Consider the following 19374-nt stretch of genomic DNA (forward strand, 5'->3'; position numbering starts at 1 on the left):
TGCCCTTCATTCTTTGTTATTTTTTTAATTCACTTTATTCATCCTGAAAGCACAAAATGAAAATCGCTCAACGCATCATTACATTAATATTCTCTGCATCTTTGCTGGCTATCGCTGGCTGTGCAGCCACTCCTACTCATGAAGGTACGGGAGAATATGTCGATGACTCTGTCATCACCACCAAAGTTAAAGCTGAAATATTTAACGAACCTACCCTGAAATCAATGGAGATCAATGTCGAAACTTTCAAAGGTATAGTGCAACTCAGCGGCTTTGTTAGTTCTAATGCCAACATTGATAAGGCGGTCAGCATTGCCCGTAATGTCAAAGGTGTTCGTTCCGTCAAGAACGATATGCGCCTGAAATAAGCTGTGAGTAGTATCCCGTTATTCATGCATAAGGAATAGCGGGATTTGCTTGAAGCGGAAGCAAGCAGCCATAAGGCTGCTTTTTTTTTGTTACTTCATGGCTTCGGATCATTGACAGAGCTAAATCTGAGCTGGTCTGCATCATTTACTCCTGTTTCATATAGACAAGAAAAGGAGCCTGAGCTCCTCTCGTTACTGCATGACGCTGTGCCAGATGGCCGGACAGTCTTACCTGGTACGCTGATCAAATGAAAATTGTTCAATTTCAACCCGACGATTAGGTTCCAGGCAGATAATCAAATCAGCTCTTTTCTTGTTGCTGCATTCGACCACTGGATTGCTTTCACCCTTACCGTTAGCACTCATGCGTTCGCTCGCGACACCTTTACCGAGCAAATAATCCTTGACTGAAACGGCACGTCTTTCTGACAGTTTCTGATTGTATTGATTTGATCCTATGCGGTCGGCATAACCGGTGATGACAATCTGATTGATCTGCATATTACTGTTGAGCGCGGTAGCAATATTATCCAGTTTTGGTTGCGGCGTACTTAATTGCGCACTGTTGAAAGCGAATAATTCGGTCGCAGACAGGGTAATTTTTTCATAGCGTGGCGCTGGTGGTGGTACCTGTGCTGCCGCAGGAGCCTGTACCACCACAGGGGCAGGTTCGTACGGTGCTGGCGCTGTATAGGATGCCACACGGGCCGGTGCTGCGGGCTTGTCAAAACTATAGTTCAAGCCGACGGATAATTGTGAGTTGCTGGCCTGACTGAAACCAAAATCATTACCGCGCAGATAGCCGTGAACCTTGCGCCATTCAGCCAATGCAGTCCACTGGTCATTTAATGCCAGTTGAACACCAAGCCCGGCGCTGACCGAAGGAGAGGTGCTATCTGCTTGCCTGAAGCGATTATTTGTCCTGTCACGTTCTGCTGCCACACCCATAACGAGATAAGGGCGCACGGTATTGCGAGAGAACAGATATAGTAAATCGGCACCCAATGTATTTTGCTGATAACGTCTGTCACCATCGCTGGCACGGGTATAGCTGGCACCCAATTGTATATCCCACATTTCATCAAGTGGTTTTCCTACGCGCAGACTGGCACCGTAACCGCGATTGCCGGCGCCAAAGGTTTCATCAGTTTCAGCAGCGTGGAGACTGCCACCGATGTACCAGGATGGATTATAGTCTGCCGCGATGGCGCTGCTCGTACAGAAAATGCTGGCGATGGCGAGAGGTAAGATACGTAAGTGGTTCATTGTTATTCTTTCTAAGGTAGGAAAAGAAAAGCGGGTAAATATCCGGACGGAACGTAAACGGAATACAGGAAGTGATTGATCTATACGAGATTAGAGGTATTGCAAACGGAAGAAATAAAATGCTCAGCTTGCTGACATAAATACTCTTTAAACTGCGGGTAAGAGTAGGTGAAAGCTAATTGCTCATCAGTGCGCCAGCACACGTAAAAATGCACTGTTGTTGAAGTGGGACAGTCAGAATCCACATCTGACGTGAAATTGAATTCCGCTGACACTGATGCATCTACAGCGGATTTTCCATGCAATAAATTAAACTTGTTTTTGCGTGGTGCAGCGTACATACATTTTCGCTGACAGCGTTTACTTTCACTTGAAGCACGTTTTAATTTCAGATGTGAAACGTATTTCGCAACAGAGAGAATGATGTGTATTCAGGCCTTGTTATGAAATGAGATCTAAGCATATTGATCCTGTGGCAGAGGAAACATTTTCTTATGTTATGCAGGTTTATAGAAACTGAACGGAAGAACCGTGGTGATGGCTGTTAAAAATCGCTTGCTAGCCCGCTTGCCTTTGGCGGAGCAACAACAACTTGCAGAAAAAATGTGCACACAGCCATTAGCACTTGGCCGTGTGTTGTATCAGCATGGAGAAAAAATGGACATAGTATATTTCCCTACTGATTGCCTGTTGTCTCTCATGGCGGAGGTCAAAGAGCACCATGTACTGGAAATTGCTTTATTGGGACGTGAAGGCATGATCGGGTACTCGGGGCAGATAAGCCAGCAGCAATCCAGCTTGCGTGTGATCGTGCAACAATCCGGTTGTGCTGAATGTATTAGTGCGGTGGATTTTAACCGGATTCGAACACAAAGTTGTGCAATACAGGAAATGTGCTTTTCTTATGCTGAAATGCTATATGCCGAAGCTAGTCAGATAGCAGTTTGCAGTCATTTTCATTTGCTGGAAGCACGCTTAGCCAGGTCTTTGTTGACCATGCGTGAACGGCTACAGTCAGATCATTTTTTCATTACCCACGAGTATCTGGCGTTAGCATTGGGCGTGCGACGTGTAGGCGTAACCAAGGCCGCCAGCGTCTTGCAAAAGCTTGAACTGATTTCATACAGCAGGGGCAAGGTATGTGTGCTTGATGCAGCTGGTTTGCTATCGGCATCTTGCTCGTGTTTTCAACGTATTATCGGACACACTGCATCCAAATCTTTTGCACATTCCGGGCGTTGACAGTGAACTCGTTTTCCTTACACGCAGTTTATGTACGCCAGCGTACTGACCATATTTTCTAATGAGACTATCCTGCCAGACATGAATCAATTTCTGAAGCGGATGGTATAAGTATGGCGTTTTTCTCTTTGGAACATAGCAAGGCAGCTTACCTGACTGATTTTATTTTATACGGTGTAGCAGTATCTGGTCTGATGCTTTTTCTGGGATGGTCTGCGCCTTTTATACATCCCTGGCAGATGCTGGCATTGCTTGGCGTCGGGTTGATCGCCGCTTCGTTGATTGAATATCTCTTGCATCGTTTTATACTGCATGGTTTGCAGCCTTTCAGGCGCTGGCATCAAACTCATCATGCGCGTCCAACCGCCCTGATAGGTACACCTACCATTTTAAGTATTACTTTGATTGTTTTTTTTGTCTTTTTCCCCGCAGTGTTATTGGGTAACGTGTTGCAGGCAAGTGCCTTGACACTGGGGCTGACTACGGGCTATCTGTTTTATACCATTACTCATCATGCGACACATCATTGGCAAGCAAATTTTTCGTGGCTGAAGCAAAGAAAAATACAGCATGCGCGCCACCATCATCTGGATGCACATCCCGTTTTCTTTGGTGTTACCACCAGTTTTTGGGACTATGTTTTTCGCAGCAATATCAATGATTGCACGAAGATTAATCAGAGCAGGAAGTAGTGCAGCTTTTCATTGAATGTAACCCGGAGAGCGGAGTATGAGACCGAATAATGAAATACAACTGAATATCTTATCCGAACTGGCTTGGGAAACGAGCCTCACTGCAAAGGACTTCAACGTTGAAGTGATCGATGGCGTGGTAAGTCTTAGCGGCAAGGTCACTAGTTTTTCCGAGAAGCGATACGCAGAAGCAGCGATCATGCGTGTTTTTGATGTGGTCGCATTGAATACTGTAGTAGAAGTACATCTGCCATTTTGTGATGCAAGGACTGACAAAGATATTGGTCAGGCACTCGAACAATTGATCCAGACCACAGATTATCTGAACCAGCACAAGATCAGCTTTGTTGTTGAAAATGGAGATGTGACTTTAACGGGTGAGCTGGAATGGGAATTCCAGCGCAACGCATTGGTGCATGGGGTTGCTGGTTTGCTTGGTGTGCGCGGTCTATGTAATCAGCTAAAAATAAGCTCCGAAATACGCACAATATGAAGTGAGTTGCAGAGCTTGTCCTGATGAGCGAAAACCTGATTACTTTAAGATATCGTAGTTTTTCTTGCGAGCAGATCTTCCAGCTGAATTTGAATACGACTGACAACGCTATCCCAGTCGCCATGTTCAGTTTGCCGGAACAGTCGCATGGTATTGGGATACCATGGTGTATCTTCACGATGGCGCATCCAGCGCCAGTCACTGCCAATTCTTGGCAGTAATACCCAGCACGGCTTGCCAAGCGCACCAGCGATATGGGCAACAGCTGTATCGACGCAAATGACCAGATCCAATTCATTGACAATGGCTGCTGTATCGGCAAAATCTGCTATATCCGTACCCAGTGGCAGGATAGGCTGATTGGCCGCTGGCTGTAGTGCTTCTGCCTCACCCTGACCTTTTTGGAGGCTGATAAAGCTGATTTGGGACAGCTTCCATAGCGGCGCCAGTGTTGTCAGACCTGGCAGTGAGCGATTGCTGTCATTTTTATGACCTTCACTTCCTTTCCATACCAGACCAAGCTTGAAACCAGCATCTGGTAGGCGACTACGCCACTTTGCCGTCCTGTCGGGCAAAACCTTCAGGTAGGGGACGGTGGAAGGGATGGTCTCCAGCGTGGTATCAAAATGGAAGGGCAGACTGAGTGCAAAACACCAGTAATCATGCGCTGGCAAGGTGTCACCATCAGTCAAAATACTGTCAATACCATCTGCGGTTTCCAATAATGCCTTGAGTGGCAGCTTGCAGAAGACGCTGATTTTGGCGACGCCGCTTTGTTTTAGCAATGTGACGTAACGGATAAACTGGATGTAATCACCAAAACCTTGTTCCGGCCAGATTATCAGTGATTTCCCGGACAGGGGCTCGCCCTTCCATTGAGGAAACGGGACATCCGGCATCATCGTGTTGGATTGTCTGGTGCGATTATCATAGCGATATTCGTGATAAGGCCAGGCATCTTTATAATGCCCCTTGGCCAATAACAATAGTCCGAGATTAAATGTGGCATTGGTCATACCAGGATCAAACTTTAGAGCCTGTAAATAACACTCTTGCGCTTCGTCCAACTGTTCGCTGTCATTCAATGCCATGCCGAGGTTATTGTAGGCCTCTGGCATATCTGGTTTGAGTGCCAGCGCACGTCGGCAGTTGACTATTGCTTCGTCAAGTTGGCCAAGTGCGTGCAGGGTGCTGCCAAGCGTATTGTAGGTTGCTGGCAATTCTGGATTGATTGCGAGTGCCTGGCGGCAGCAAGCAATGGCTTCTTCCGGTTTTCCAATATCTTTCAATACGATGGCCAAATTGTTCAACGTGTCCGTTGAGTGAGGATCGAGAGCCAGCGCTTTACGATAACTGCGAATGGCTTCTTCGTATTGCCCCAGTTTATGTTGGACGTTGCCGAGGTTATAAAGGGCGTCGGAAAAATCTGGTTGAATCCTTATCGCTTCAAGGCAGCTCAGCAATGAGGCATCAGGTTTTCCGGTTTCCAGTAAGGCAGTACCAATATTATTGTGTATGTGCGCCAGGCCAGGATTCAGTACCAATATTTTTCGCCAGGTGTCAATGGCTTTTTCAGGCCAGCCTTGGGCGATATAGTTCAAGGCCAGACTTTCATATGCCTCGATATTCTGGGGATGCATTGAAATCAAGTGTTCATAGCTGTCTGCTGCTTCGGTAAACATACCCTGGCTGTGCAACGCATTACCCAGGCAAAGATAAGCTTGGGGTAAATTGGGATTGAGCGTGACGGCTTTCCTGAGTGTCACAACCGCCTGCTCCAGATCATTCATCTTGAACAAGGCGTGACCAAGATTGCTCAGAATATCGGCATTGTCTGGCTGAATGCGCAGCGCGTTTTTAAAATTTTCTGCTGCCGACGCAAATTGATTGCTTTCGTAATCAATGTTGCCCAGATAATAATGTAGTTCAAGAGACTGTGGATTGACGGCAAGTGCCTTGACGATGACCTGCCTTGCTTCTTCTATCTGACCTGTCTGGAAAAGCAAGAGACATAATTCCCGGTAAACAAGTTCGAAGTCCGGTGCCAGTTCAATCACCTTTTCGTAGCTGATTTTTGCAAGCTCCACTTTCCCCTGTGCCTGATATAGCCCGCCCAGAAAATAATGGGCATCTGAGATGCCTGGGTCAAGGCTCAGCGCCGTTTGCAGGTGTGGTTCTGCTTCATCTATGCGGCCCTGTTCTTTAATCGCAAAGCCGAGATTACTGTGTGCCTTGGCCATACCTGGATCAAGGGTAATTGCGTGACGGTAGCTGGCTTCGGCGGCAGCAAGGTTTCCCTCTGCAAGATAAAGATCACCTTGCTTTTTGTGTTCCGACGCGTCTGTTCCTTGCCTTGCTGAAGACGGGCTGGCAGGTACCTGTGCCGGTAACGGTGCTGAATCAGGAATTGTCTTTTTGCCGGAAAAAAGTTGTTTGATCTTGTTCAGCATCGTCTTTGTCAATATATGCAAGATTAATGTGGGATCACGTCTGGGTGATTCGATTATGGTATTTTGTATCCGGGGCCTGGCAAACTCCTGTTCGGAACTCCGGGCCTTGTCGACGAGCAGTATAACCTGCGCAGATGTTATTTCGTTCTTTGGAAGGTCTGTATGGAGTATTTGATGCTGAAAACGAACCCATACGGGATTACGTTAGCAAATTCGGGGATGCGTTTCTTATGGTGAGATAAGCACAGCATTTGCGACGTGGGAGAATTGGGGGGATATTCTGATTCTCCGGAACGTCAGGAGGTTTTTTCTTTGTTGAGGGCGACACCTGCAGGTGTCGCCATGGGCGCAATCAAGGATTATTTCGCACCGTCGTTCTTCATCGCTTCCAGCTTGTCGTAACCGACTGCGGCAGATGCAGTCTTGATTGTAGCCATATCGACATTCTGGCCCCGGGTTTCGACAAGAAAGCGGCCTGCTACCAACAAGCTGTATTCGCCGGATGAGCCGTCTTTTTGAAATCTTTCATGGGTAGGTCGACCGTTAACCTTACCCATTTTTTCGTAACCACCATCGGTTTCCTTGTCTTGTTCCATCATCCCCCAGGCAAACATGGCACCGAACATCTTGCTGCCGCCGGTATCGGTAACGGTAACCTGAATCTGGCGGTTACTATCGTCGGTATAGCGTGCGTCTGCTTTGGAAATTTTGAATTCGCCCATGGCAGATTTTTCGCCCTCGATGCTGCTGCGTTTCAAACCAGCGATAGCATCAGGGAGCAAGGCTTTCAGTTTGTCCTTGTCCACCACTTCAGCTTGGGTGCCAGCACCCATGACAGTACCCAGCACTTCGGTAGCGGCTTTCATTTCAGCTTGTTGGTCGCCAGATTTTTTTGCAGCCTCCATTTTTTTATTGGCTTCTTCCATTTGCTGGCCCATTTTCGCCAGTTCGCCCAGCGCGCCGTTGGCTTCGCTGGATTTGGATACGGAATGCAAAGCACCTGAACCAAAAAATGAGGCTCCCCCTATGGAACTAACTACGGTAGATATCACCACCATGAGTATGATGGAACAAACAACAGAAACGGCTGTATAGGCAGCGGCTTTTTCCTTGGGCGCTTTCATCAATACAGGCAGCCCCAGGTATAAGACGTAAAAGCTGTAGAACGCGGCTATCAAGCCTATCATCCCTAATGAGGGAATGATGTTGAGTATGCCCGCCAGCCATGCTGGTGTAAATGCATAGGCAGTCACCTTCAGTGCTTGCATGGGATTTTTTTCACCACCGAAATTCGGGGCCAATGCATTGATGATGAGGGAGATCAGATAGGTAGCGACCAAACCCAGTACAAAACCCAATATCAGTGTTGTGATACCAGCCACGATAGGAGTGCGTATCGTACCGACAAAGGGAAGACTCATGCCTATGAAAGTCATACCGATGAAACTGGCCACTGCAGGTATGGCAGACAGTGGGGCAATATAGTTTTGGTAAAGATTTGCCGTACTGGTGCTTTCTTCCGCAATGACTGGCCATTCTGTTTGCGGAGTCAGTGTAATGTTTTTCGCACGTTCAATCAGGTTCATGGATTTTCCTTCGATAAGTAGGTTGCTGCGCTGGTACTTGTAGTGGAAAACAATAAAACGAAACGGATGCTACTTAGCTTTTGACTAACTGGCAAATTTTATTACAGTTTTTTGCAAGTTAGCCATTAAACGTGGGAAGATTGTGGCAGTTATCATGATTTAGATGTGAAATACAAGTTATAAGCCGCCATAAATATTAAAATAACAATAGAAATTGATCAAGAACTGATATTTTTAACGGGGGGACTTGCTGTGTATGATTCCCGGAAGTCAATCTGTCCCAGGAAGGGATGAAATCGCATGCTGGTTTTGTTTGTCAGACGCAAAAGAGACAGGTTTTTTTTTCGCATCTGGCAGTTCGATAAGCAAGCGAGGCACAAGATAGTATATTGGCCAGTTCTCTTGTTTTGGCGGTAACAAATTGAAACGTCTTTATTTAAGGAAATATGGCATATTTTCCGTCGTCTGCAGTGCTAGTCGTACGTAATTCGTATGTACGCATTCTTGCGACAAATTTCCCTTTTTTAAAGCGTCATGTCACCTCAGCTTTTCCTTACGGTTGTAAAAAACAGAGTTATCACACTAGATAAACGATGGGTGATACTGTGTCTGTTGTTAGTCGTCAGCCTGATTTATTGGCTGGATGAATATACAGGGCAGCTGACTTTCTTTGCACCGTTCTATATTTTCCCGGTAGCGACGAGCGCCAGCCTGCTGTCGCGCCGATGGACAATTTTCTTCGTGGTGTTATGTAGTCTGGCCAGAGTGCAGGTTTTCAGTCAAACCTTTCCTGTAGGTAGTTTTGGGTTGATGGCCTTTGACATTGCACAGAGTTTTGTGCTGTTCGCATCCATCGCCACACTGGTCATCATCATTCAAAAAATAAGTCAGCGTCAATCGAGATATGCTGATTTCCTGGAAACCCATCTGCGTCGGCAAAAGCGTATCAAAGCCAGCATCAGACGTGCCCTGCCAGAGGACGCGGACGAGATCGTTCAGGTCGCTGTCTGCGGTGCCAGAAGTGGGGGCTTATCAGAGGAACTGTCAAACACAGTGCTGCAAAAAAATCTGGCCCAGGCATTCAGGCAAGGCATTGTCGAGGGAAAAACGATACGGGATGTCTGGATAGGTGGGAAGCAAAAAGTGTCAGTTGAATTTTGGGTATCCATCATCAACGGGCGTGTTGCCGGGTTTTTCATGTTGTATGGTTTGGACAGTATGAATGGGGCAGAACGCGAATTGCATGCAATGGTGGTGAGGGATGACTACTTGGGCTTGGGCATAGGGTCAGCCATGACGGATTTTTTCTGTATGCATTTCAAAAATCGCCGCTTGTTTGCCGCCTGCAAGCCAGATTCCAAGATGATGAAAATGCTGAAACGCAGGGGCTTCAGTTTTTTCTGCACTACTGACAATGAATACATCATCATTGAGCGCCATAATTAGTAGGACTTACGCAAACTGCCCCAGCTGCGTTGCAGCTCCTCTCCTGGGAGCCGCGTACTATTCGTACTGTCTTCGTCGCTATACCTTGTTATGGCAATTGCGTGAGCGCCGATAAAAGAACAATTGCTTTTATGATTTGTCGGTTACTGGATGTAGCGCTGCCCAGCTTAAATCAAATTTGTTCAAATACTTTTTCAGCCTGTCAGCATCATTTGGATTCGCTTTATTGCTGCGTGAGGCGGCAAATAATTTTCTGCCTGCCTCTGACAGCGATTTACTATGCAGGCAGATACCGAGCACTGCCTTGAGCTGCAAGACATCGAATAAATCCAGTCCGGCGATTTGCTGTGTGTCCAGATAGGTGTGAAGGTCAGTCTCTGAAGCTACATTGCCCTTATCACCGGCATGCGACCATAAGCGTTGCAGGCGTTTGATTTCATCCTCGACGATGTCATCATTGATACGACCCGCATCTGCCAGGGTTGCCATGCGAGTGACGGATGCCGACAAGTCGCGGAAGTTGCCTGTCCATACGGCTTGCGCAGATGTGGCAAAGGCCATGTAGCGATCCCGGGCTTCTTTATTGAAGCGCACCATTTGTCCGTATTCGCTACTGAACTGTGCCAACTGATAATCCATGTTTGGTGCTATGTCCTCTGCGCGTTCACTCAAACCTGGCAATTCATAGGTCCATAAGTTGATACGGGCAAACAGGTCTTCGCGAAAGCGACCGGCTGCGACTTCCTTGCCCAAGTCGCGGTTGGTACCGGCCACCAGTTGGAAATCACTTTGCACTTCATGGTCACCACCAACCGGCAAAAAGCGTTTCTCTTCCACGGCCTTTAGCAGCATGGCCTGTTCATCCAGACCCAGTTCACCGATCTCATCCAGAAATAACAGGCCCTTGTTGGCCGCTCGTAGCAAGCCAGGCCTGTCTGACATGGCACCGGTAAACGCACCCTTGATATGGCCAAACAAGGTAGAGCCAGCGCCATCACCGCGCAGGGTGGCGCAATTGACTTCAACAAATTTTCCTTCCAGTTTGTGCCTGGCTTTCTTCAATTCAAATACCCGCTTCGCCAGAAATGACTTGCCAGCACCAGTTGGGCCCATCAGCAAGATAGGTGCGCGGGATTTGATGGCGACGCGCTCAATCTCATCAATCATGCTATTGAAGCGTGCATTGCGGGTGGCGATGCCAGACTTTAAAAAGGCTACGCCATCTTCCTTTTCGCGGGTAAAACGCTGGGCGATCTGGTTATAGCGTGACAGGTCCAGGTCAATCAGGGCAATTTCGCCAGTATTCCCCTTGATCTGCCGACGCGGTGGCGAGGTTTGCAATAACTTGCCAGGCAGGTAGTTAGCCTCTGTCATCAGAAACAGGCAGATTTGCGCCACATGCGTGCCAGTGGTGATGTGTATCCAGTATTCCTCAGTATCGGTATCGAAGCGGTATGACCTGGCAAAGTCAAACAGGCCGGCATACACCTCTTCAAAATCCCAGGGATCTTGAATTGCCAACTGATGTGTGCGCAATGCCGTGGTCGGCGAGGTGGCGGCGATATCGCTTCTTAATTGCTCTATCAATCCATCATGCTGACCGCTGTGCAGCAACTCTATGCGATCGATGACCATATCGTCGCGCTGCGTCAGCGCCACTGTAGGCCGCCACTTTTCCCAGCGGCCACTGCCTTTGCCATTGTCCAGTTGGGTACCGATAAATCCTATAACTACCTTGCTTTTGGGTTTCATATTTTGGATAAATATTTATCTATAAAGATAATTATAGTTTATTTTGAATTGGAAGGAAAAATTTACAAAACTTGGTCGTTAATAAAAATACTCATATGAATCAAAAACTTAAATAAATTTGGTAGTGATTTTTCGAAGCTGGCACGGCCATTGCAATACATTGGTGGAAGGGCATGCAGGCATGAAGGGAGTGCCACCACCGAAAACGATGATGACTGGGTGGGCTGGATAAAACCAGATGTGGTCTAAGTGTTGTGATGAGCAAGGTTGCAGATGCAGGTTGCCGCTCCCCGTAAGGGTGTCAACTGGCGCGCGTTTCCAATCATCACAGCGGCCGGAAGTAATGCTCTGGTTGCCACGTTTTGCGGGTTCGAATCCCGTCGTGTCCACCGGGAGATAGTTACAGGGCTTACACAAAATTGTCCCAGCAAGGCTAACGCTTTTGGTAAGCCGCCCTTGCAGGGGCGGCTCGTTAAGTTGGCAGACAACGTGTTGTCTGAAACCCCAACTACACCGCTGCGACGAAGACAGTACGAAAGTACGGCTAGGAGCTGCAACGCAGCTGGGGCAGTTTTGTGCAAGTCCTGAAAAAAAAAGGGAAATGAAAATGGTTAATACTCAATTGTTCCAAACTTTAAAAACATCCTTGGCAAACACATTTTTTCCAGCGACGGATACAGGAAATTTTTCAGGTGCACCTGCTTACAAGTTCACACCTGAACACAAACTGGCGCAATACGCAGCAACGGGTTGCCTGAACGCGACTTACTATGCAAGCGCAGAAGCGCAGTTGGCAACCGTGCTGGATTTGACAAAAGAAGTGTCACCGCTGTTTGTCGCACAGACCGCTATCTACTGCCGTGAACGTGGCTACATGAAAGATATGCCGGCTTTGCTGGTCGCAGCGCTGACCATGCGCAATGCGGTTGAATTGCCACGCACCTTTAAAAGGGTGATGAACAACGGCAAGATGTTGCGTAACTTTGTGCAGATCTTGCGTTCTGGTGCTATCGGTCGCAAGTCTTTGGGTTCACGTCCAAAGAAACTGGTACAAACCTGGTTGAACACCGCAAGCGAAAAAGAATTGCTGGCGGCAGCCGTAGGTACGACACCTTCTTTGGCCGATGTGGTGAAGATGGTGCATCCAAAACCAGTCGAAGCCTGGCGTGAAGCTTTCTTTGCCTGGTTGATCGGCAAGCCATATAAGGCTGAAGCTTTGTCTCCAGTGGTGGCAGCGTTTGAAGCCTACAAGAAAGACCGCAGCCTGGCTTTGCCGGATGTGCCTTTCCAGATGCTGACAGCGATGGATCTGACAACAGAAGACTGGGCACAAATCGCCCGTCAGGCTGGCTGGCAGATGTTGCGTATGAACCTGAACACCTTTGGTCGTCATGGTGTGTATGAATTGCCAGGCATGGTTGACTTGATTGCAGACAAATTGCGTAATGCCGAGGCAATTGCCAAAGCAAAGGTGTTTCCTTACCAGTTGATGGCAGCATACAAGGCAGCCAATGAAGGTGTACCGTTGCCAATCAAGAATGCCTTGCAGGATGCGATGGAAATCGCCCTGAGCAATGTGCCAGAAATTTTTGGAAAAGTCGTGGTGTGTGCTGACGTGTCTGGTTCCATGTCATCACCAGTCAGCGGTCATCGTGGTTCTGCAACAACGGCTGTCCGTTGTATAGACGTGGCAGCCCTGGTTGCTGCGGCGATGTTACGCAAGAATCCATCCACGCTGGTGTTGCCGTTTGAAAACCAGGTCGTGAAATGTGATTTGAATCCGCGTGACAGTGTGATGACGAATGCACAAAAACTGGCAGCGATAGGTGGTGGCGGAACTAATTGCAGTGCGCCACTGGTGAAGTTGAACAAGGACAACGCCAAGGCTGATCTGGTGATTTTTGTGTCAGACAATGAATCATGGATGGATGCAGGTCGTAGCCGTTCAACGGCAACCATGGTTGAATGGAATGCGTTTAAAAAACGTAATCCACAAGCGAAACTGGTTTGTATAGACATTGCGCCATATGGCACAAGCCAGGCAGCTGAGAGAGATGATGTATTGAACGTCGGTGGTTTTTCTGATGCAGTCTTCAAGATCATCGCCTCATTCGCTGCGGGTCAGTTGAGTGCAGAGCACTGGGTAGGTGAAGTAAAAGCAATTGATATTTAGAGAGCCGCTGGCAGGGCAAATGCTGTAAGTGCCTTACCAGTCCAGGTAGTAAAAGTTTTTGAACACGGCATGAATGCAAACGTGATTACATCTCAAAACTGTAAAATCACTTTTGATTTTTGTCATGCCGTGCTTCAAAGACCATTTGAACATGGGTTTGAGTTTTAAATGCTTTACGAATGCGCAGGCGATTACACCTAAATCAATCGCAGGCAAACCTTGTCGTATAGTATTTATCAATACCGTAATCAAATGTCGCAGTACAGGTTTTGAATACGGCATGAATGCTGACGTGATTACATTGAAACGTAACATCACTTTCTATTCTTGTTATGCCGCATTCAATAAATATCGTTGCTGTAGTTTTTTTGAATGCCATGTGAATGCTCATGTGACTACATTTGCAATGATCACATTAAATTTTGTCACTTGGTGGTTCAAAGAGATTTTTAGTAGCAAAGGTTTTGAACAGTGTAAGAATGCAGATGCGACTACATTTTGCGAAAATGAAGCGGTCGCTTCAAACTCTTGTCTTACACTTGTTCAATGAGGTTTTACCCGAATGCGATCAGGATTACATTGGTAAAAATTGGTTCGATTCCAATCTTGTTTGCTGTGTAGGTGAACAAGTAAATTCTGGTAACACTTGTCGGGGTTTTATTTAAAAGTATTGACGTAATGAAAAGCGTTAAACAAAGACGAGCAGAGATCATGGAAAGGCGGCGTGCCCGCATACCTGTGAAAGAAAGTTTTGATATCCATACTTTGCCAGCACCGCCTGGAGCAGTGTTAGCGGACAAGGATGTGCTGAGGCACAATAATACTTATGGTTTACTACCATCGTTTTATGTGGATTATGCCTTCAAATGCAGGGATTGCGGATGTGCGCAGATATGGACGGCCAAGCAACAAAAGTGGTGGTACGAGATTATGCGGGGCAACATCAATAGCATAGCCGTTCGATGCCATCCTTGCAGGAAGAAAGAGCAGCAAAGAAAGAAATCAGCCAGGGAAACTCATTTGAGTGGTCTGGCAGAAAAGCACAAATAGTGAAGTTTTCAGGCGAATGCTGGTGAACATTCAACGGTCCTAAGGTGGTGAACAGATGCATGAATGGTCTGGTGTAGCCTGGGTACTGACTCTTACAAGGGTCTCCTGGCCGTGCCGTTTCACGACTCCTTGTCGCCGCAAGTAATTGGAAGTGATGCAGTATCGTGTTGTGAGTAAAAGTTTTGGCGAATGCAGGTGAAATTACATCCAGATGGCGCTGGTCACGGGTTCAATTCCCGTTGCGGTATCTTTGGTATCGTATAGCTCAGTGGATAGAGCAGCGCTTTTATGTTTCATCGTTCCTTGTCGCCACGCAATAGAAAGGTGCGGGTTCTTCAGCCAGGATGTAAAGGCTGAAATTAATAACATTAGAAGTAATAAAGTTTAGGCGAATGCTGATGAAACTACATCGCTAAGGACGAAGAGGTCGTGGGTTCGATTCCCATCACGGTGTCATTGATGTCGTGTAGCTCAGTGGTAGAGCGCTTGTGGGCAACCACAGACGTTTCATCATCCCTTGTCGCCACCAAAAAATTGAAAATAAAAAGAGAAAATATGAAACACGAAGATTACGATGTAGTGCAATACGAAGGCGGTCGTCCTATCAAAATGTGGACCAAAGGGGTTCCGGTTGAGGATGAAGCCAAAAAACAATTGGCGAATACTGCACGTATGCCTTTCATCTATAAACATATCGCCGTGATGCCGGATGTACATTTGGGTAAAGGTTCCACCATCGGTAGCGTGATTCCTACCCTGGGTGCCGTGATCCCTGCTGCTGTCGGTGTGGATATCGGTTGCGGGATGATGGCTGCGAAAACCACTTTGCATGCCAATGATTTGCCAGATAACCTGGGCCCTTTGCGTACTGCGATAGAAAAAGCTATACCACATGGTATGTCGCCCAAGACCCGTAGCTTCAAAGGCCGTGATAAAGGTGCATGGGAAAGCCCACCAAGTGCCGTGGATGCTGCCTGGGCACAGTTGAAAGAGGGTTTTGATGAAATCTGCTTGAAAACTCCGCGTTTGAAAAACACCAATAACTACCGTCATTTGGGAACCTTGGGTAGCGGTAACCACTTTGTTGAAGTATGCCTGGATGAGGGCAATGCCGTATGGTTTATGCTGCATTCCGGCTCACGTGGTGTAGGTAATGCGATTGGTAGCCATTTCATTGAAATGGCCAAGCAAGATATGCGTACCCATTTCATTAATTTGCCTGATCAGGATCTGGCTTATTTGCCGGAAGGTACCCAGCATTACAATGATTACATCGAAGCCGTAGGGTGGGCGCAAAAATTTGCCCGCTTGAATCGTGAAGTAATGATGCAGAATTTGATTGCTGCCGTACGTACCGTGATCAGCAAACCGTTTGAAACCCACGTGGAGGCGGTGAACTGTCACCATAACTATGTGCAGAAAGAGCATCACTTTGGTAAAGATGTGCTGGTAACCCGTAAGGGCGCAGTATCTGCCCGTGCCGGTGAATTGGGGATTATCCCTGGTTCCATGGGAGCAAAAAGCTTCATCGTGCGTGGTAAAGGGAATGAAGAAAGTTTTAACAGCTGCAGCCACGGTGCAGGTCGTACCATGAGCCGTACCGCAGCCAAAAAACTATATACCGTTGCCGATCAGATCGCCGCAACCGAAGGTGTGGAGTGCCGTAAAGATGCCGATGTGATTGATGAAATCCCTATGGCATATAAAGACATCGACGCCGTAATGTTGGCCCAAAGCGCATTGGTAGAAGTAGTACATACCTTGAAGCAGGTTGTGTGCGTTAAGGGGTGATTTTGTAAGGTCAAGACCTCTCAACACAGAGACACAGAGAAATTCAAGAGAGAATCTATGCCTAGGAACTGCTTACGGAAATACAAAATGACCTAGCCCTTCTCTGCTTTTCTCTGTGTCTCTGTGCCTCTGTGTTGAGAGGTCTTGAACTTGATTTGAATTGAAAAAAATGAATAAGAAAATGATAGAGCTGGATGGCTCTTTGGGTGAAGGTGGTGGTCAGATTTTGCGCACTTCTCTCAGCCTGTCCATGATTACCGGTCAACCTTTCCGTATCGTAAATATCCGTGCCGGACGTGCCAAGCCTGGCCTGTTGCGTCAGCATCTGGTGGCCGTGCAGGCTGCAGTTGCCGTCAGTGGTGCCCTGGTGACGGGTGCGCAACTGGGTTCGACAATGCTGGAATTTATTCCATCCACCATCCGTGGCGGTGAATATCAGTTTGCCATAGGCAGTGCCGGTAGCTGTACTCTGGTGTTGCAGACCCTGGTGCCGGCCTTGCTGTATGCCGATGCACCAAGCACTATCCGTATCACAGGCGGTACCCATAACGACATGGCACCCCCCGCACAGTTCTTGCAAAAGGCGTATGGCCGTGTACTGGAACAGATGGGCGCTGAAGTCAGTTTTGAATTGAAACGTTATGGTTTTTTTCCTGCAGGTGGTGGTGAAATCATCGCCAGAATCTCGCCTTGTGTACAGTTAAAAAAACTGGATATTCTGGAGCGTGGTGAAAGGCTCAAAGGGTACGCAGAAAGTTTTATTGCTGGCGTACCAGCAGATGTAGCCAAGCGTGAATTGCAATGTGTAGGCAGTGACATGGGCTGGTCGCAAGATCAGTTGCTGATACGTGGCTTGAGCAATGATCAGGGACCAGGCAATGTGCTGCTGATTACGCTTGAACATCAGCATGTCACCGAGGTGTTTTGTGGCTTTGGTGAAAAAGCTGTCAAGGCAGAACATGTCGCCAAAAGAGCAGTGCAGGAACTGCGTGAATATGTCGCGTCCGGTGCCGCCGTAGGTGAGCATTTGGCAGATCAGATCATGTTGTTGTTTGCCTTGGCTGGTGGCGGTAGTTTTACGGCCAGCACAGTGTCTGAACATGCAAAGACTAACGCTGAGGTAATCGGCAAGTTTTTATCGATGAGCACCGAATTCGCTGCTCAGGAAAGAGCTTTCTTGTGCAGCATGCATTCGCCATCTTTGATGGTGGCATGAAAAAACATGAAATGCAAAAAACATGAAATGCAAAAAACATGATCTGAATTAATTGTATTGACACAGCGATTTCTTTTCATGCAGAATAGAAGTTCTTCGAGTTGCAGCAGTTTCACAATTCGATTTTTCATCAACCCCAATTCAAAGAAAGGAACGACCATGCCACGGAATACGGCTAACAACAATCAAGATTCTTAGCCCCGTGCGCGACGCTCGGGGTTAAGGCACAGCCTACCCGAGCCGGTCGTTTTTTTCGAAAACCCCGGTGAGGAAACTCGTCGGGGTTTTTCATTTTCCAGACCTGTATGGCGGTTTGAACAAGCAGCACTGTCATGGAATGATTCCATGACGGGGCGGGCCTCGCTCATCCCAAAGAAAACCATATCGGCGTCAGAAAATATTGCTAGATATAGCAAAGAGAAACACCGGCATCATAGAAAGAAAATGTATGCCTATAGCAAAGAGCCTGCACAAGGGACGTGTCCCAGTGCATATTTTTACGGACGATATAGATCACACTGCCTTGCAGCAGTTGCTCAATATCGCCAACCTGCCCATCGTTCACCCCCATGTGGCGGCTATGCCTGACGTGCATGCCGGTATAGGGGCGACGGTGGGGAGTGTGATACCAACCCGCTCAGCAATTATTCCTGCTGCTGTCGGTGTGGATATCGGTTGTGGCATGAATGCCGTGCGCACGACTTTGACCGCGAGCCAGTTGCCTGACAATCTGGCCAAACTGCGCAGTGCACTGGAAGCTTCCATTCCTGTAGGGTTTGAACAGCATGAATGGAACAAGGTACGTGGTTCTGCCCATGCCCGTGTCGGTCGTCCCCTGAACGACAGACTGGACCGGATAGTGGCCAGACACAAGGGCATCATGAAAATGCAACACAAGTTTGCCCAAACCTGGATCTGTCAGTTGGGTACGCTAGGTGGTGGCAATCACTTCATCGAAATCTGTATAGATGAAGAACAACGCGTCTGGATCATGCTGCATTCCGGTTCGCGCGGCATAGGAAATGTCATAGGACGCTATTTCATCTCTGCCGCAAAGAAGGATATGCTAAGACACCAGATACATTTGCCGGACAAGGATTTATCCTACTTCAGCGAAGGTTCTGAACTGTTTGACGATTATGTCGAAGCAGTTGACTGGGCGCAAGATTATGCTCTCGTCAATCGCAGCGAAATGATGCGTCGTGCGCTGGATGTGTTGGCGCAGCAGGTGATCAGCTTCAAGCTGGATGGTGAGGCGATCAATTGCCATCACAATTATGTGTCACAGGAAACCCATGCGAATGAGAAGCTGTTTATCACACGCAAGGGTGCCATTTCTGCCCGCGCAGGTGAGATGGGCATTATTCCTGGCAGCATGGGCGCACGCAGTTATATTGTCCGGGGCAAGGGTAATCCTGAATCCTTCTGTTCATGTTCTCACGGGGCAGGGCGCAGGATGAGCCGTTCTGAAGCCAAGCGAAAATTCAACCGTTTCGATCTGGCAGAACAAACTGCTGGTATAGAATGTCGTAAGGATGGTGGCGTGGTGGATGAAATTCCGGCAGCGTATAAAGACATCGATCAGGTGATGGCGCATCAGTATGATCTGGTCGAAGTTGTACATACGTTACGCCAGGTCGTTTGTGTGAAAGGGTAGAAGATGAAAATCCGTATTAAATTACCCAAACCCAGGAACCCCCTAGCCGTATTGGCAAAACAACGCCAGGCCGGTGCCCATGGCAGCTACCGTGTTGAACGTGCAGAACGTCGAAAAGCGAAGCAGAGTCTGCACAAGGTATTGAGTGGCCGCGCGAAGGATGTGGATGGCGACTGATTGGTTTGCCATACA

The 19374-nt window shown here is 47.7% G+C and carries 16 protein-coding genes; 12 read left to right on the forward strand and 4 right to left on the reverse strand.

The window, feature by feature from the left end; all coding sequences use genetic code 11:
* The first annotated feature begins 56 nt into the window (after positions 1-56).
* Complete coding sequence (locus tag AC1RVX_RS28980; protein ID WP_493220059.1) at positions 57-368, forward strand: BON domain-containing protein; 312 nt, start codon at positions 57-59, stop codon at positions 366-368.
* A gap of 228 nt (positions 369-596) precedes the next feature.
* Here the strand turns inward: AC1RVX_RS28980 and AC1RVX_RS28985 are convergent, their stop codons facing one another.
* Positions 597-1634: an OmpA family protein gene (locus AC1RVX_RS28985; protein WP_493220060.1), complete on the reverse strand. Its 1038-nt coding sequence runs from the start codon at positions 1632-1634 to the stop codon at positions 597-599.
* A 657-nt stretch (positions 1635-2291) separates the two neighbouring features.
* Between AC1RVX_RS28985 and AC1RVX_RS28990 the strand changes: the two genes are divergently transcribed.
* The 3 genes from AC1RVX_RS28990 (at position 2292) to AC1RVX_RS29000 (ending at position 4061) form a co-directional block, all read left to right on the forward strand.
* The gene (locus AC1RVX_RS28990; protein WP_493220061.1) at positions 2292-2876 is read left to right on the forward strand and encodes a Crp/Fnr family transcriptional regulator; all 585 of its coding nucleotides are present in this window, start codon (positions 2292-2294) and stop codon (positions 2874-2876) included.
* A gap of 113 nt (positions 2877-2989) precedes the next feature.
* Positions 2990-3568, forward strand: a complete 579-nt coding sequence (locus AC1RVX_RS28995; RefSeq protein WP_493220062.1) for a sterol desaturase family protein — start codon at positions 2990-2992, stop codon at positions 3566-3568.
* 37 nt (positions 3569-3605) lie between these two features.
* A complete protein-coding gene (locus tag AC1RVX_RS29000) occupies positions 3606-4061 on the forward strand; it encodes a BON domain-containing protein (protein WP_493220063.1) in 456 nt (151 codons plus the stop codon).
* 44 nt (positions 4062-4105) lie between these two features.
* Here AC1RVX_RS29000 and AC1RVX_RS29005 read toward each other — a convergent pair whose 3' ends face one another.
* Complete coding sequence (locus AC1RVX_RS29005) at positions 4106-6511, reverse strand: tetratricopeptide repeat protein (RefSeq protein ID WP_493220064.1); 2406 nt, start codon at positions 6509-6511, stop codon at positions 4106-4108.
* 359 nt (positions 6512-6870) lie between these two features.
* Positions 6871-8097, reverse strand: coding sequence for a Yip1 family protein (locus tag AC1RVX_RS29010; protein ID WP_493220065.1), 1227 nt, complete (start codon positions 8095-8097; stop codon positions 6871-6873).
* A gap of 612 nt (positions 8098-8709) precedes the next feature.
* Between AC1RVX_RS29010 and AC1RVX_RS29015 the strand changes: the two genes are divergently transcribed.
* A complete protein-coding gene (locus tag AC1RVX_RS29015) occupies positions 8710-9543 on the forward strand; it encodes a GNAT family N-acetyltransferase (RefSeq protein WP_493220066.1) in 834 nt (277 codons plus the stop codon).
* 129 nt (positions 9544-9672) lie between these two features.
* Here AC1RVX_RS29015 and rtcR read toward each other — a convergent pair whose 3' ends face one another.
* Entirely contained in the window at positions 9673-11295 is a 1623-nt protein-coding gene (rtcR, locus tag AC1RVX_RS29020; RefSeq protein WP_493220067.1) for an RNA repair transcriptional activator RtcR, read from the reverse strand.
* A 646-nt stretch (positions 11296-11941) separates the two neighbouring features.
* Here rtcR and AC1RVX_RS29025 point away from each other — a divergent pair.
* The 7 genes from AC1RVX_RS29025 to AC1RVX_RS29055 all read left to right on the forward strand — a co-directional run bounded on the left by AC1RVX_RS29025 (position 11942) and on the right by AC1RVX_RS29055 (position 19359).
* Positions 11942-13468, forward strand: a complete 1527-nt coding sequence (locus AC1RVX_RS29025; RefSeq protein ID WP_493220068.1) for a vWA domain-containing protein — start codon at positions 11942-11944, stop codon at positions 13466-13468.
* A 151-nt stretch (positions 13469-13619) separates the two neighbouring features.
* On the forward strand, positions 13620-14018 hold the full coding sequence (locus tag AC1RVX_RS29030) for a hypothetical protein (protein ID WP_493220069.1): 399 nt from the start codon (positions 13620-13622) through the stop codon (positions 14016-14018).
* A 161-nt stretch (positions 14019-14179) separates the two neighbouring features.
* Positions 14180-14518: a zinc-ribbon domain containing protein gene (locus tag AC1RVX_RS29035; RefSeq protein WP_493220110.1), complete on the forward strand. Its 339-nt coding sequence runs from the start codon at positions 14180-14182 to the stop codon at positions 14516-14518.
* 555 nt (positions 14519-15073) lie between these two features.
* Entirely contained in the window at positions 15074-16309 is a 1236-nt protein-coding gene (locus AC1RVX_RS29040) for an RtcB family protein (protein ID WP_493220070.1), read from the forward strand.
* Between the two features lie 169 nt (positions 16310-16478).
* A complete protein-coding gene (gene rtcA, locus AC1RVX_RS29045) occupies positions 16479-17525 on the forward strand; it encodes an RNA 3'-terminal phosphate cyclase (protein WP_493220071.1) in 1047 nt (348 codons plus the stop codon).
* 448 nt (positions 17526-17973) lie between these two features.
* Entirely contained in the window at positions 17974-19182 is a 1209-nt protein-coding gene (locus AC1RVX_RS29050) for an RtcB family protein (RefSeq protein ID WP_493220072.1), read from the forward strand.
* A gap of 3 nt (positions 19183-19185) precedes the next feature.
* On the forward strand, positions 19186-19359 hold the full coding sequence (locus tag AC1RVX_RS29055) for a hypothetical protein (protein ID WP_422986409.1): 174 nt from the start codon (positions 19186-19188) through the stop codon (positions 19357-19359).
* The last annotated feature ends 15 nt before the right edge of the window (positions 19360-19374 follow it).

The organism is Undibacterium sp. GW821-FHT11B02 (assembly GCF_058808955.1).